Below are 14,766 nucleotides of genomic sequence, written 5' to 3'. Positions count from 1 at the left end.
TAATGATGGGGTCGCAGGTTCGAATCCCGCAGTAGCCACCATTTATACAACGTYATATTGAYTTACCAATCRTCGATATGACTAAAAAGTTTGCTGCGGTCGTGGCGGAATTGGTAGACGCACCAGATTTAGGTTCTGGCGCCGCAAGGTGTGAGAGTTCAAGTCTCTCCGACCGCACCATCATTAGAAACCCAGCTTTTTAGCTGGGTTTTCTTTTATCTAAAAACACAGTTTTGCTACTCTCATCACGTACAACGTCTTAACTCCCTCTCTTCAATCGGCGCTTTTTATTAGACAATAGCTATAACTATCGTTACTGGCATCAAGTCTATGAACAACATATCTCTAACTATTGGCAGCTATACCGATTACCCAAGCGAAAGCCAGGGGCTCTATCAAGTCAATTTAAATACAACTACCGGTATATTGAGCAAGCTAGAGTTACTTAGCTCCTGTCAAAACCCATCATTTGTTGTTTCTAGTCAATCGGGTTACTACGTCATATCGGAAGTGGCTCAAAATGCTCATCCACGTTTATCTTTTATTAATAATAAGAGTTCCTCAAGCCCTACGAATTCAGCACCTATCGTGGGTGATCACCCGTGCCATATCGCTATCGACCCGAACAATAAATATATAGTGACCTCTCAATACTCTTCAGGATCGTTCGATATATTCGCACTGAATATTGATGGAACTATAGATCAGCGGATGGCTACGATATCTCCGAAAGGAAGTGGTCCACACGCTGATCGTCAGACCCGACCACATGCTCACCAATGTGTATTTCTAAAATCCACACCACAATACGCTACGGTCGATTTAGGCTCAGATCGCGTAAACTTCTACTGTTTTGATGAAGAGCAAAACCAATTTTTGTCTGAACCAGCACAAAGCATTATGACTCCACCAGGGAGTGGCCCTCGTCATATAGTATTCAGCCAAGATGAAACAGCAGCTTATGTGGTTTGTGAATTATCAGAGACGATCTTAGTGTTAAGGAAAACGCTAGGACAATGGGGCATAACCCAGGAAATAGATGCTCTCCCTAAGGAGAAAAAAGGTGAAGCAGCTGCGGCCATTAAGTTATCTCCTGATGGACGCTTTTTGTATGTTTCGTGTCGTGCACAATCGAAGATAAGTTGCTTTGAGGTATCCAAAGAAAACCAACAACTAACTTTTAAAGACAGCTTCTCTACACAAGGTAAGTTTCCGAGGGATTTCTATATCAGTGATGATGGTGAATGGGTAGTAGCTGCTAATCAGCACTCAAATAGCCTAGTGAGTTTTAAGCGCAACAACAAAAATGGTGCGTTAACTTATACAGGATCTTTGGTGACTATTGGTTCTCCAGTCTGCGTCACTAATTAGTTGCTTACTTATTTAAAATAAAAAGGAGTGCCAATGCACTCCTTTTTATTTGCTATTCATTCACTATAAGCCTAGCGCGTACTTCAGAACCTTTGCTTTAATTGGCCCAGCACCCTCAGCTAACTTTAATGCTGCATTTCGTGCAAATTTAAGCGGGCCTATCTCATTACTAAAGCTTTTGTAAAAGAAATCCATTCCACTTTGCATCAGTAAATTATCCCCTCGTCGGCGTAACTCATACTTCTTAATTGCTCTCGTAGTCAGACCATTATCTTTAGCACTCACGTCGAGTAATACCGCAACATCCTTAAACCCTAAGTTAACCCCCTGCCCTGCCAATGGATTAATTGTATGAGCAGAGTCCCCAACTAAAATACAATTATCCTTTGAGTAATGCTGAGCATGACGGCGTGYTAGTGGAAAAGAACCTTTTTGCAGAACTTTTATATCGCCAAGTTCTTTTGGAAAGTGACTCAAGATCTCTGAACGTAACTGCTCATTCCCCATCGAAGATAACTGGCTAATTCGTTTCGGCGAATCGTACCAAACTAACGACCCTTGCCCAGACTTACTCCCTTGTGACTCTAATGAGCACAGCGGAAGAAAAGAGCGAGGCCCAGTAGGTGTAAACTGCTGCCATGTAATATCTTGTTGAGGTAATTCTGTTTCAACATTGATAAGCATGCAGTGTTGTCGGTAATCCCAAGCCGTTATGCCAATTCCAGCTTGCTGACGAACGGCAGAGTTTGCTCCATCTGCACCAATCACCCATTTAGCTGATAATTGAGAGCCAGATTGAAGCTTCACGGTGTTCGTTTCGCCGAACTCAATAGTGTCCAGTTTCTCTGGGCACAAAAGCGTTAAATTTTCATATTCTTCAAACTGCTCCCATAGGCCAAGCTGAATCAATCTATTTTCAATGATGTAGCCCAAACGAGGCAGTTCAAGAGATGCGGCATCAAACCGAGTACGACACTCAGGGTGCTCCCAAGTTTCTAACCGTTTATAAGAACACACGCGCATTGCAGTGATGCTTTGCCAGGCGCCAAGCCCTTCAAGTAAGTCAACGGAAGCTTGAGAAATTGCTGATACTCGAATATCCATCGCTTGTGATTCGTCAAAGGCTTTTGGAGCAAAACCTTCGATCACAGCAACATCCAACCCTTGTTTAGCAAACCCGATTGCTGTCGCAGCACCAACCATGCCACCACCGACTACCACAATGTCGTAACTGTTCATATTTTGTACTTATCAGTTTGATTCTTTGACTGTTTTTAATTGTACGTTTTCACAACTAACTTGTAACCAAAAACCTTATTTGAAAAAAGGGTTACCCCTTGCTGTATCTAGTGTTAACGATAATAAAAACCACTACCGAATAGATTTTATCAGACTACTAGTCAGTCGGTTTTGAAACCAGTACAATACGCGCCTTGCTGCTAGAGCCAATCATAAAAGCTGAACAAGTTAATATGAAAAACGGCACTTGCAGATGAATACTGGGCGATTTGCTCCCTTAAATTAAACTAACGATCGAGCGAACAAAAAATGAGTAAGAAACTGCTAATTAAAACTTGGGGCTGTCAGATGAATGAATACGATTCATCAAAAATGGCTGACCTGCTTAACGCTGCAAATGGCTATGAGCTAACTGAAGTACCTGAGGAAGCAGACGTACTACTCCTGAATACTTGTTCTATCCGTGAAAAAGCGCAAGAAAAAGTATTCCACCAGCTTGGTCGTTGGAAAACACTTAAAGATAAAAAAGAAGGTGTGGTGATCGGTGTGGGTGGCTGCGTAGCAACTCAAGAAGGTGATYACATTCGTCAACGTGCGCCATACGTAGACGTTATCTTTGGCCCACAAACATTGCACCGTCTGCCAGAGATGATTAAATCATCACTGTCTAACGAAAAGCCAGTAATGGACATCTCTTTCCCTGAGATCGAAAAGTTCGATAACCTGCCAGAGCCAAAAGCCGAAGGCGCGACTGCGTTCGTTTCTATCATGGAAGGTTGTTCTAAGTACTGTACTTACTGTGTTGTACCGTACACTCGTGGTGAAGAAGTTAGCCGCCCAATGGATGACGTGCTATTCGAAGTAGCACAACTTGCAGAGCAAGGTGTACGTGAAGTAAATCTACTTGGCCAAAACGTAAACGCATTCCGTGGTCCAACTCACGAAGGTGATATCTGCACATTTGCAGAGCTACTTCGCCTTGTGGCTTCTATCGATGGTATCGACCGTATTCGTTTCACGACAAGCCACCCGCTTGAGTTTGGTGACGACATCATTGAAGTTTACAAAGATACGCCTGAACTAGTGAGTTTCTTACACTTACCTGTTCAAAGTGGTAGTGACCGCATCCTAACAATGATGAAGCGTCCACACACTGCAATTGAGTACAAATCTATTATTCGTAAACTGCGTAAAGCTCGTCCTGATATTCAAATCAGTTCAGACTTTATTGTTGGTTTCCCTGGTGAGTCTAAACAAGACTTCCAAGATACGATGAAGCTAATTAAAGAAGTTGATTTCGATATGAGCTTCAGCTTTGTTTTCTCTCCTCGTCCGGGTACGCCAGCTGCAGATTACCCATGCGATGTGCCAGCACAAGAGAAGAAAGATCGTCTATACGAACTGCAACAAACTGTGAACACTCAAGCTATGCGTTTCTCTCGCCTAATGCTAGGTACAGAGCAGCGTATCCTTGTTGAAGGCCCGTCAAGAAAGAACCTTATGGAACTACGTGGTCGTACTGAAAACAGCCGAGTTGTAAATTTCGAAGGTTCTGCTGACCTTATCGGTCAATTCGTAGATGTGAAGATCACTGAGGTTTACACCAATTCGCTGCGTGGTGAACTCGTTCGCACAGAAAAAGACATGGGTCTACGCGTTGTAATGACTCCAGCAGAAATGATGGAAAAAACAAAACGTGAAGACGAGCTAGGTGTAGCGACATTTACACCATAGGCAATACAATTATTTGAACACAAAGCTCAAATGAAAAGCTTGAAATTACCTAACTAAGTGACCATCTTAGAAATAGGGAAATCGCCATTAGAAGCCCGGTCCCAATCGGGCTTCTTGCTCTTTGTTTATTGAAAAGAGTGGGTGGCACAAAATGAGAGGCTAATTTGAGCAATAAAATCGTCACCTTAGAGATCAGTCTGGAACCAGCAGACAACCACCGCCTAGCAAGCTTATGCGGTCCATTCGACGACAATATCAAGCACCTTGAACGTCGTCTTGGCGTTGAAATTAACTACCGTAGTAACTTTTTTACTATTGTTGGCAAACCTCATACCACAGCAGCCGCTTTAGATATCATCAAGCACCTTTATGTGGAGACAGCTCCAGTAAAAGGTAATGCGCCGGATATCGAACCTGAACAAGTGCATCTTGCTATCACTGAATCTGGTATTTTGGAGCAACACGCTGAGTCTACAATTGACTACGGTAAAGAAGTCACCATTAAAACGAAAAAAGGCGTCATTAAACCACGTACACCAAACCAAGCTCAATACTTGGTGAACATGGTGACACACGATATCAGCTTTGGAATCGGCCCTGCAGGTACAGGTAAAACATACCTTGCAGTAGCAGCCGCAGTTGATGCTTTAGAGCGCCAAGAAATTCGTCGTATCTTATTGACTCGCCCAGCAGTTGAAGCTGGTGAGAAGCTTGGTTTCCTACCCGGTGACCTAAGCCAAAAAGTCGATCCTTACCTGCGCCCTCTTTACGATGCGTTGTTTGAAATGCTCGGCTTTGAACGAGTTGAGAAACTCATAGAACGTAATGTTATCGAAGTTGCACCACTGGCTTACATGCGTGGTCGTACATTGAATGATGCATTCATCATTCTCGATGAGAGTCAAAACACCACTGTTGAACAGATGAAAATGTTCCTAACACGTATTGGCTTTAACTCTCGAGCTGTCATTACTGGTGATGTTACCCAGATAGATTTACCTCGTGGCGCAAAATCAGGTTTGCGTCATGCGATTGAAGTATTAAGCGAAGTCGATGAAATTAGTTTTAATTTCTTCCTTTCTGATGACGTCGTTCGCCACCCAGTAGTCGCTCGTATCGTTAACGCTTATGAGAAGTGGGAAGCACAAGATCAGAAAGAACGTAAAGAAATTGAAAAGCGCCGCCGTGAAGAACGCGAAGCTAAACTGGTTGAATCCCAACAGCCTGTAACACATTTAGCAACACAAAATAGCTCTGCAGTAGCTGAACAAGGTGATAAATAGATGTCTATTGAACTAGATCTACAATTAGCAGTCGAAAATGAGCAAGGCCTTCCTACTGAGCAAGACCTACAGCTTTGGTTAGACAAAAGCATTCCTCAATTCCAAGAGAATGCAGAACTAACTATTCGTATTGTAGACGCAGAAGAAAGCCACCAGCTTAATCATGATTACCGAGGAAAAGATAAGCCTACAAACGTATTGTCTTTTCCCTTTGAAGCGCCTCCAGGCATTGAAATCGACCTGCTAGGTGACTTGATTATCTGTCGCCAAGTTGTCGAAAAAGAAGCTAAAGAGCAAAATAAGCCTCTGCTAGCACACTGGGCGCATATGGTTGTACATGGCAGTCTTCATCTGCTAGGTTATGATCATATCGAAGATGATGAAGCTGAAGAGATGGAATCTCTTGAAACTGAAATCATGCAAGGTATGGGCTTCGAAGACCCTTACATTGCAGAGAAACAATAACTCATCGAGCGGGTGAACCATCACCTATATCTGAGTTGTAATGTGTGCTATCACACTTTTGATAGCGTTATTTTTTGAGAAATCATGAACGAAGGTAACCCCCCCACTTCTGAGGGAAGTAAAAAATCTGAAGGTCCGAGTAGAAAGTCCTTCTTTGAACGCCTAGGCCAACTATTTCAAGGTGAAGTAAAAGATCGCCAAGAGCTCGTCGATGTCATTCGCGACTCTGAAATAAATGACCTGATTGACCACGACACTCGCGATATGCTTGAAGGTGTCATGGAAATTTCAGAGATGCGAGTACGCGATATCATGCTGCCTCGCTCTCAAATGGTTACAGTTGAACGCACCGATGATCTAGACACATTGATTGCACTTCTTACTGACGCTCAACACTCTCGCTACCCAGTGATCAGTGAAGACAAAGACCATGTTGAAGGCATTCTATTAGCAAAGGACCTACTTAAGTACTTGGGTTCAGACAGCGCTCCATTCGACATTGAGCAAGTGATCCGTCAAGCGGTTGTTGTTCCTGAAAGTAAGCGTGTTGATCGCCTACTGAAAGAATTCCGTGAAGAACGTTATCACATGGCAATTGTTGTCGATGAATTTGGCGGCGTTTCTGGCCTAGTCACCATTGAAGATATTCTTGAAGAGATCGTTGGTGAAATAGAAGACGAGTTTGACGACGAAGAAGAACTGGATATTCGTAAGCTAAGTAAACATACCTTTGCGGTTAAAGCACTTACGACTATTGAAGAGTTTAACGACACGTTTAAAACTGCTTTTAGTGATGACGAAGTTGACACCGTTGGTGGCATGGTGATGACAGCATTCGGTCATTTACCATCACGTGGCGAAGTGGTCGAGATTGAAAGTTATCATTTCAAAGTCACTTCTGCAGATAACCGTCGTGTTATACAGCTTCAAGTAACGATCCCTGACGAAGAACCTCTTCCGATTATCGAAGAATAACGTATCACTCTCTTAGCTCTGTAGTATTAAGCTAAGAATACGAGAACGAAATTAGATGACGAATACACTTGTTCATCGCCTACTACGGCCGCTTGCGGCCGTTTTTGTTGGCGCTCTCACAACACTATCCTTTGCTCCATACCAAATATGGCCACTTGCCATATTAAGCCCTGCGCTACTACTCTTGCTCATCCATAATCGAAGTCCTAAGAATGCTCTTTGGATTGGTTACGCTTGGGGTATTGGTCAATTTGCATCTGGCATCAGCTGGGTTTATGTCAGCATTGATGGTTTTGGCGGTATGCCGCTTATCGCCAACCTGGCTTTAATGGGTTTACTCGTTGGCTACCTAGCTATCTACTCTGGGCTGTTTGCTTGGGGTTTAAACAAATTTTTCCCAAGTAATAACCTCTCAAGGTTCTTTCTGGCAGCACCAGCATTGTGGCTAATTTGTGATTGGCTACGCGGTTGGGTAATGACTGGGTTCCCGTGGTTATGGCTTGGTTATAGCCAAATAGATGCGCCCTTAGGTTCTTTCGCTCCACTCGGAGGCGTTGAATTAGTTACACTACTCGTCGTCGCATCAGGTGCTGCTTTCAGCTACGCAATACTCCACCGAGCATGGTTGGTGGCATTGATTCCAGCTGTACTCATCACCGCAGGGTTTAGTATTAAGCATGTAGATTGGGTTTCACCTAATCCTGAAAAAACCACCACTGTAGCTCTAATTCAAGGCAATATAGATCAGGCGATGAAATGGCTTCCAAGCCAACGTTGGCCAACCATCATGAAATATTCTGATGCCAGTCGTCAAAACTGGGATGCCGATATCGTCATTTGGCCTGAAGCAGCTGTACCAGCCTTTGAGCTAGAAATTCCGTCTTACTTACGTAACTTAGACAGCGCAGCTAAGATGAACGATACGTCCATCATTACTGGTATCCTAAATCAGTCTGAAGACGGTAAGTTCTATAACAGTATTTTGGCTATCGGTAATACACCTTACGGCGACTACAGCTACGATTTGGAAGAACGTTACCACAAACATCACTTACTTCCATTCGGCGAATTTGTACCGTTTGAAGATATTCTCCGCCCATTAGCACCGTTCTTTAACTTGCCAATGTCATCATTTAGTCGAGGCGACTTTATTCAACCGAACATTGTTGCAAACGGTCGTCACCTAGCACCTGCGTTATGCTACGAAATCATTTTTAACGAGCAGGTAAGGCAAAATGTCACTGATGACACTGACTTTATCCTTACACTCTCTAACGATGCCTGGTTTGGTAAATCTATTGGACCATTGCAACACATGGAAATTGCTCGTATGCGCGCGCTAGAGCTTGGCAAACCATTAATTCGTTCGACCAACAACGGAGTCACTGCAGTAACAGATCATAAAGGTCAAATTATTGAACAGGTGCCTCAGTTTGAAACTGCAATATTACGTGCTGAATTAACCTCAACAGATGGGCAAACACCGTATCGTATTGTCGGAAGTTGGCCACTGTATGTTTGGGTTTTAGTAAGCCTGATTATTGGTTGGCGCTTCAGGAAAGCAAATGCGTAAAAACTAATTACGTAAGAAAATTAAGGTTGGCGTGAAAGCGTCAACCTTGTAACAACTCCCTCTAAAAGGGGCTCATACTTGATGTCGAAGCATACCTACATCAAGGTTTTAACGATTTACGGCTAAACCCTTTATTACCACATTTGATACAAGGAATGATCGTTGTTGGGTGGTTGAATTCGGTTTGATGACCACAACTGTCACAAATCAAACGACCAAGCCCAATTACCTCTCCCGATTGATATAAACCTTGATGCTCTAAATCTTGAAATAGCTCAACCCATTCCACTTTGGTGCGATCAGTAATATCCAATAGCCCTTGCCATATAGAGTCGGTAATCATTAAATAAAATGGACCGCTCTTACTCTCTTCATAGCTTTCCGAAAACTCTTTTAAGTCGGACTTAACATATGCAGAGATCAGCGACAGTTCATCTTTCGTCATATCATTAGCCGCTTTTGCGAGCTTACCTGACGTTTCAATTTTATTGTTAAGCTCTTCAGGGCTATGCTTTAGCGTTTCAATAACCTCTTCTACGACTTCCTCATAGAGCGCTTTTTTCTTTGGCATAAACCACCTCCTTAAGATTACAAACCTTACCCCTAGATATTTGGTGTTGCAGCTAGAAGACCATTCCTATACGAATCAATACTATTGATACCTATAAGCATAGCTGTCTTATGTAATTAGGTTGAATTTACACAGTCAACAAGGCTGCAACTGCAAGTATGACGGGGATAGCTATTGTTGTACTCAGCTCCTTTAGGTATTCTATGTCGATCTGTAAGATTCTGTTCTAACCGAACTCACAAATTCCAAGATAACCGGATACCATCGATGCAAGAACAATATAACCCGCAAGAGATTGAACAAAAGGTTCAACAACACTGGGATAACAGCGAAACTTTCGTTGTAAGTGAAGACCCAAACAAAGAAAAATTCTACTGTCTTTCTATGTTCCCGTACCCAAGTGGCCGACTGCACATGGGTCACGTGCGTAACTACACCATCGGTGATGTGGTATCTCGTTTCCAACGTCTACAAGGCAAAAACGTAATGCAGCCAATCGGTTGGGATGCATTCGGCCTACCTGCAGAAAACGCAGCTGTAAAAAATAACACAGCGCCTGCTCCGTGGACTTACGAAAACATCGAGTACATGAAAAACCAGCTTAAACTTCTAGGCTTTGGTTATGACTGGAACCGTGAATTTGCAACATGTACTCCTGAGTACTACCGTTGGGAACAAGAATTCTTCACAAAGCTTTACGAGAAAGGCCTAGTTTACAAGAAGACCTCATCTGTGAACTGGTGTCCAAACGACCAAACAGTACTTGCTAACGAGCAAGTAGAAGACGGTTGCTGCTGGCGTTGTGACACTCCAGTAGAACAAAAGAAGATCCCACAGTGGTTCATTAAGATCACTGAGTACGCTCAAGAGCTGCTAGACGATCTAGACAACCTTGAAGGTTGGCCTGAAATGGTTAAGACCATGCAGCGCAACTGGATCGGTCGCTCAGAAGGTGTTGAGCTATCTTTCGCTGTTAACGGTGAAGAAGCGCCACTAGAAGTGTACACCACTCGTCCAGACACACTAATGGGTGTTTCTTACGTTGGTATCGCTGCAGGTCACCCTCTTGCAGAGAAAGCATCGAAGAACAACCCAGAGCTTGCTGCATTCGTTGAAGAGTGTCGTAACACTAAAGTTGCTGAAGCTGAACTAGCAACGATGGAAAAGAAAGGCATGGATACTGGCCTAACGGCTATCCACCCTCTTAACGGTCGTGTTGTTCCTGTATACGTAGCAAACTTCGTTCTTATGGATTACGGCACTGGTGCTGTAATGGCGGTTCCTGCTCACGATCAACGTGACTACGAATTCGCAACTAAGTACGGCATCGATATCATCCCAGTAATCAAACCTGAAGACGGTTCTGAGCTAGACGTTTCTGAAGCGGCTTACACTGAGAAAGGTGTACTGTTCGATTCTGGTGAATTCGATGGTCTTGCTTTCCAAGAAGCATTCGATGCAATTGCTGCGAAGCTTGAAGCTGAAGGCAAAGGTAAGAAGACAGTAAACTTCCGTCTACGTGACTGGGGTGTATCTCGTCAACGTTACTGGGGTGCGCCAATCCCAATGGTAACAACAGAAGATGGTGAAGTTCACCCAGTACCAGCAGACCAACTGCCTGTTATTCTTCCTGAAGACGTAGTTATGGATGGCGTAACGAGCCCAATCAAGGCAGACAAGTCTTGGGCTGAAACAACATTCAACGGCGAGCCTGCTCTACGTGAGACTGACACGTTCGATACGTTCATGGAGTCTTCTTGGTACTACGCACGTTACTGTTCACCACAAGCTGACGACATTCTAGACCCAGAGAAAGCAAACTACTGGCTGCCAGTTGACCAATACGTTGGTGGTATCGAACACGCTTGTATGCACCTGCTTTATTCTCGTTTCTTCCACAAGCTTCTACGTGATGCTGGTTATGTGACGTCTGACGAACCGTTCAAGCAACTACTATGTCAAGGCATGGTTCTCGCTGACGCGTTCTATCACGAAAACGAAAAAGGCACCAAAGAGTGGATTGCACCGACTGACGTAACTGTTGAACGTGACGGTAAAGGTCGCATTGAAAAAGCAGTCGACGATCAAGGCCGCGAAGTTGAACACTCAGGCATGATCAAAATGTCTAAGTCTAAGAACAACGGTATCGATCCACAAGAGATGGTAGACAAGTACGGTGCTGACACTGTACGTCTATTCATGATGTTTGCATCACCTGCAGACATGACGCTTGAGTGGCAAGAGTCTGGCGTTGAAGGTGCAAACCGTTTCCTTAAGCGTGTTTGGAAACTGGTTCACGCGCACTCTTCTAAAGGTGCTGCTGAATCTGTTGATACTTCAGATCTATCTGGTGACCAAAAAGCACTTCGCCGTGACGTTCACAAGACTATCGCGAAAGTAACGGACGATATTGGCCGTCGCCAAACGTTCAACACGGCAATCGCTGCGATCATGGAGCTGATGAACAAGTTAGCGAAAGCACCTCAAGAATCTGTACAAGATCGTGCAATCCTTGATGAAGCGCTAAAAGCTGTTGTTCGCATGCTTTACCCAATGACTCCGCACATCTCTTACGAAATGTGGACTGCTCTGGGTGAATCAAATGTAGATTCAGCAACATGGCCAACGTTTGACGAGAAAGCATTAGTTGAAGACGAGAAGACTATCGTTGTAATGATCAACGGTAAGCTACGCGCGAAACTAACCGTTGCTGCTGATGCGACAGAAGAACAGGTTCGTGAACTTGGTCTAAACGATGAGAACGCTAAGAAGTTCCTAGATGGCTTAACGATTCGTAAAGTTATCTTCGTTCCAGGTAAGCTTCTAAACATCGTTGCTAACTAATTTTAGTAAGCACAATTAAACGGTTGAAAATGAACTTTTTTTATTTTCAACCGTCTTTAGACAGGGTGAATAAATTACCCTGTCTACTTATTTAAACGCTTTCAATAACATAATCAACAAGTAGATGTTTAGCTGCAGAGCCTTTAAATAAGTATTCCATCGTAATGAGAGCCATCAAATAATGCGTCTGATTTCACTATCTTCACTAAAGCTTACCCTTATTGTTTTAACGGCTAGTTTATTAACAGCATGTGGTTTCCACTTACGTGGCGATTACTCGGTACCTGAAGAACTGAATAAAATATCCGTCACCAGTTACGACCAGTACAGTACTTTCACTCGACTAGTGAAAGGCCAATTACGAATGAATGAAATTGAACTCGTTACACCAGCCGAGAATATCCCAAATTTACACATTGCTAGTGAAAGTGTCGGTGAACGAACTTTGTCTCTTTACCAAAACACTCGTGCAGCCGAGAAAGAACTAACATTTCGAYCCTCTTATCGTGTAACTATTCCTGAGCTTGGTTCAAAAACTTTTTCCACCAGTGTAACTCGCAGTTACCTAGATAACCCTTTAACTGCATTAGCAAAATCAGTTGAACGCGATATGATCGAAGATGAAATGCGTAAGTTGGCCTCTGTGCAAATTCTTCGTCAAATGGCCCGCTTAAAAGCGAACATCGCGGCAAACACCATGAACCTTGATGATATGGAGCACAGCCAGGTCAAAGAGTTAGAAAAACAATACGGCATTACAACTATTGAAGGCGAATTACCAGAAATAGAAGTGTCTGTAGATGGCACTAACTCAAACACTAGCGCAGAGTAACGTTTTACATGCGTATCTRTGCCGATAGGTTAGCTGAGCAACTCAGCAAACAACTAAATAACGTTTACCTTATTTTTGGTAATGAACCGCTACTCATTCAGGAAAGCCGCGAGGCAATCCAAAAAGTAGCAACTCAGCAAGGTTTTGACGAAAAACATCGCTTTGCTATTGATGCTAATTTGGATTGGAATCAGGTTTATGACTGCACTCAAGCCTTAAGCCTATTCTCAAGTCGTCAAATTATTGAGTTAGAGCTACCTGAATCAGGAGTAAACGTAGCTATCGCTAAGGAGCTGCAGGCAATTTCTGAGCAAATTCATAGCGATATTTTATTAGTCTTAATCGGCAGTAAGCTCACTAAAGCGCAAGAAAATTCGAAGTGGTTTAAAGCACTTTCGAACCAGGGGCATTGGGTTAGCTGCTTGACACCTGATGTCAGCCGCCTGCCACAATTTGTACAAACACGCTGTCGACAGTTAGGACTATCGCCAGATCCAGAAGCGATACAAATGCTGGCGCAGTGGCATGAAGGCAACCTATTCGCCCTAACTCAGAGTCTTGAAAAACTCGCGCTTCAATATCCTGATGGTAAATTAACCTTAGTACGCCTTGAGGAATCTTTAAGCCGACATAACCACTTTACGCCATTTCATTGGGTTGATGCGCTATTAGCAGGTAAAGCCAACCGTTCACAGCGGATCTTACGCCAACTTGAAGCTGAGGGCGTCGAAGCTGTTATTTTACTCAGAAGCCTTCAACGTGAGCTCAATCTACTGCTACAAATGATGCAGCAAATGAAAACAGCACCGATGAATCAAGTTTTTGAAAAGCATCATATCTGGCAATCCAAAAAGCCACTTTATAACGCCGCGCTAACAAGGCTTTCTATTCAAGGCGTACACTCTACGCTCAGCTTGCTATCTTTAGCTGAAGTTACCGCGAAAACACAATATGAAGACTCCGCCTGGCCATTAATCCATCAAATGAGCATAGAGCTGTGTCTCCCACAAGCTTCAATCCCATATCCGGCTTAAAAGCATGATATGATCCAACTGAATACATTAAAGATTTAAGGAACACCCAGTGTTACGTGAAGAACTAAAAGATTTCCTAGCAGACAAAGCTGATGATATGAAAGCTGAATCCATTGTTACTCTTAACGTGGAAGGCAAATCTAGCGTTACCGATTTTATGATTGTATGTACTGGCACTTCTAAGCGCCACGTTGCATCTATCGCAGATCACGTAGCTAAAGAAGTGAAGAAAGTAGGCCTTGAGCCTCTAGGTGTCGATGGTGCACAAGAAGGTGAATGGGTTGTACTTGATATGGGTACAACTATGCTACACGTTATGCAAGCAGAGCATCGTGAGCTTTACCAACTAGAAAAACTTTGGGGCTAAGCTTTGAAGATCCAGTTAATCGCGGTCGGTACAAAAATGCCCAAATGGGTTGAAGAGGGGTTTCAAGAATATAAACGCCGCTTCCCACACGACATGCCCCTAGAACTTGTTGAAATTACAGCAGGTAAACGCGGGAAAAATGCTGATATTGCTCGAATCTTACAAAAGGAAGGTGAGGCAATGCTGGCAGCTGTACCAAAAGGTAGCCGTATCGTTACCTTGGATATTCCTGGTAAGAAATGGGATACACCGCAACTAGCTGAACAGCTAGAAAGCTGGAAGTTGGATGGACGCGACGTGTCTATTCTTATTGGTGGCCCTGAAGGTCTGGCTCCGGCATGTAAAGCTGCAGCCGATCAGAGTTGGTCGCTATCAGCCTTAACACTTCCACACCCTCTGGTTCGTGTAATTATGGCTGAAAGTTTATACCGAGCGTGGAGCGTTACTGCCAACCACCCTTATCACAGAGAATAAGCGT

Annotated in this window: 13 protein-coding genes and 1 tRNA gene; 12 read left to right on the top strand and 2 right to left on the bottom strand. The window is 43.5% G+C overall.

The genetic code is table 11. The annotated features are described in order from the left end of the window. The first annotated feature begins 95 nt into the window (after positions 1–95). Together L4C33_RS02360 and L4C33_RS02355 are read left to right on the top strand one after the other, a co-directional pair. Positions 96–180, top strand: a tRNA-Leu gene (locus L4C33_RS02360). Between the two features lie 150 nt (positions 181–330). Continuing rightward, positions 331–1,371, top strand: coding sequence for a lactonase family protein (locus tag L4C33_RS02355; protein ID WP_428810864.1), 1,041 nt, complete (start codon positions 331–333; stop codon positions 1,369–1,371). A gap of 63 nt (positions 1,372–1,434) precedes the next feature. Here the strand turns inward: L4C33_RS02355 and L4C33_RS02350 are convergent, their stop codons facing one another. Beyond that, positions 1,435–2,610, bottom strand: a complete 1,176-nt coding sequence (locus tag L4C33_RS02350; RefSeq protein WP_428810863.1) for a 2-octaprenyl-3-methyl-6-methoxy-1,4-benzoquinol hydroxylase — start codon at positions 2,608–2,610, stop codon at positions 1,435–1,437. Positions 2,611–2,919: 309 nt separating this feature from the next. Here L4C33_RS02350 and miaB point away from each other — a divergent pair, with 309 nt between their 5' ends. The 5 genes from miaB to lnt all read left to right on the top strand — a co-directional run bounded on the left by miaB (position 2,920) and on the right by lnt (position 8,640). After that, on the top strand, positions 2,920–4,344 hold the full coding sequence (gene miaB, locus L4C33_RS02345) for a tRNA (N6-isopentenyl adenosine(37)-C2)-methylthiotransferase MiaB (protein WP_428810862.1): 1,425 nt from the start codon (positions 2,920–2,922) through the stop codon (positions 4,342–4,344). A 164-nt stretch (positions 4,345–4,508) separates the two neighbouring features. Then, positions 4,509–5,627: a PhoH family protein gene (locus L4C33_RS02340; RefSeq protein ID WP_428810861.1), complete on the top strand. Its 1,119-nt coding sequence runs from the start codon at positions 4,509–4,511 to the stop codon at positions 5,625–5,627. Continuing rightward, entirely contained in the window at positions 5,628–6,092 is a 465-nt protein-coding gene (gene ybeY, locus L4C33_RS02335; protein ID WP_428810860.1) for an rRNA maturation RNase YbeY, read from the top strand. It abuts the gene before it with no gap. 84 nt (positions 6,093–6,176) lie between these two features. Further along, positions 6,177–7,067: a CNNM family magnesium/cobalt transport protein CorC gene (corC, locus tag L4C33_RS02330; RefSeq protein WP_428810859.1), complete on the top strand. Its 891-nt coding sequence runs from the start codon at positions 6,177–6,179 to the stop codon at positions 7,065–7,067. 55 nt (positions 7,068–7,122) lie between these two features. Continuing rightward, positions 7,123–8,640 carry an apolipoprotein N-acyltransferase gene (lnt, locus tag L4C33_RS02325; protein ID WP_428810858.1) on the top strand — a complete coding sequence of 506 codons (1,518 nt, stop codon included), beginning with the start codon at positions 7,123–7,125 and terminating at the stop codon, positions 8,638–8,640. Between the two features lie 100 nt (positions 8,641–8,740). On the opposite strand, the gene L4C33_RS02320 is transcribed toward lnt, so the two are convergent. Beyond that, positions 8,741–9,211, bottom strand: coding sequence for a zinc ribbon-containing protein (locus tag L4C33_RS02320; protein WP_428810857.1), 471 nt, complete (start codon positions 9,209–9,211; stop codon positions 8,741–8,743). Between the two features lie 267 nt (positions 9,212–9,478). Between L4C33_RS02320 and leuS the strand changes: the two genes are divergently transcribed. The 5 genes from leuS to rlmH all read left to right on the top strand — a co-directional run bounded on the left by leuS (position 9,479) and on the right by rlmH (position 14,762). Then, positions 9,479–12,055, top strand: a complete 2,577-nt coding sequence (leuS, locus tag L4C33_RS02315) for a leucine--tRNA ligase (protein WP_428810856.1) — start codon at positions 9,479–9,481, stop codon at positions 12,053–12,055. Between the two features lie 181 nt (positions 12,056–12,236). Beyond that, the gene (locus L4C33_RS02310) at positions 12,237–12,887 is read left to right on the top strand and encodes an LPS-assembly lipoprotein LptE (RefSeq protein WP_428810855.1); all 651 of its coding nucleotides are present in this window, start codon (positions 12,237–12,239) and stop codon (positions 12,885–12,887) included. 8 nt (positions 12,888–12,895) lie between these two features. After that, on the top strand, positions 12,896–13,921 hold the full coding sequence (gene holA / locus L4C33_RS02305; RefSeq protein WP_428810854.1) for a DNA polymerase III subunit delta: 1,026 nt from the start codon (positions 12,896–12,898) through the stop codon (positions 13,919–13,921). 49 nt (positions 13,922–13,970) lie between these two features. Beyond that, the gene (rsfS, locus tag L4C33_RS02300) at positions 13,971–14,288 is read left to right on the top strand and encodes a ribosome silencing factor (RefSeq protein ID WP_428810853.1); all 318 of its coding nucleotides are present in this window, start codon (positions 13,971–13,973) and stop codon (positions 14,286–14,288) included. A gap of 3 nt (positions 14,289–14,291) precedes the next feature. Continuing rightward, positions 14,292–14,762: a 23S rRNA (pseudouridine(1915)-N(3))-methyltransferase RlmH gene (gene rlmH, locus L4C33_RS02295; RefSeq protein ID WP_137359217.1), complete on the top strand. Its 471-nt coding sequence runs from the start codon at positions 14,292–14,294 to the stop codon at positions 14,760–14,762. Positions 14,763–14,766 lie beyond the last annotated feature (4 nt).

Source organism: Vibrio makurazakiensis (assembly GCF_050337375.1).
Classification (GTDB): domain Bacteria; phylum Pseudomonadota; class Gammaproteobacteria; order Enterobacterales; family Vibrionaceae; genus Vibrio; species Vibrio makurazakiensis.
Note: the sequence above shows the minus strand (reverse complement) of the source record. Positions and strands in the feature narration are given on the sequence as shown.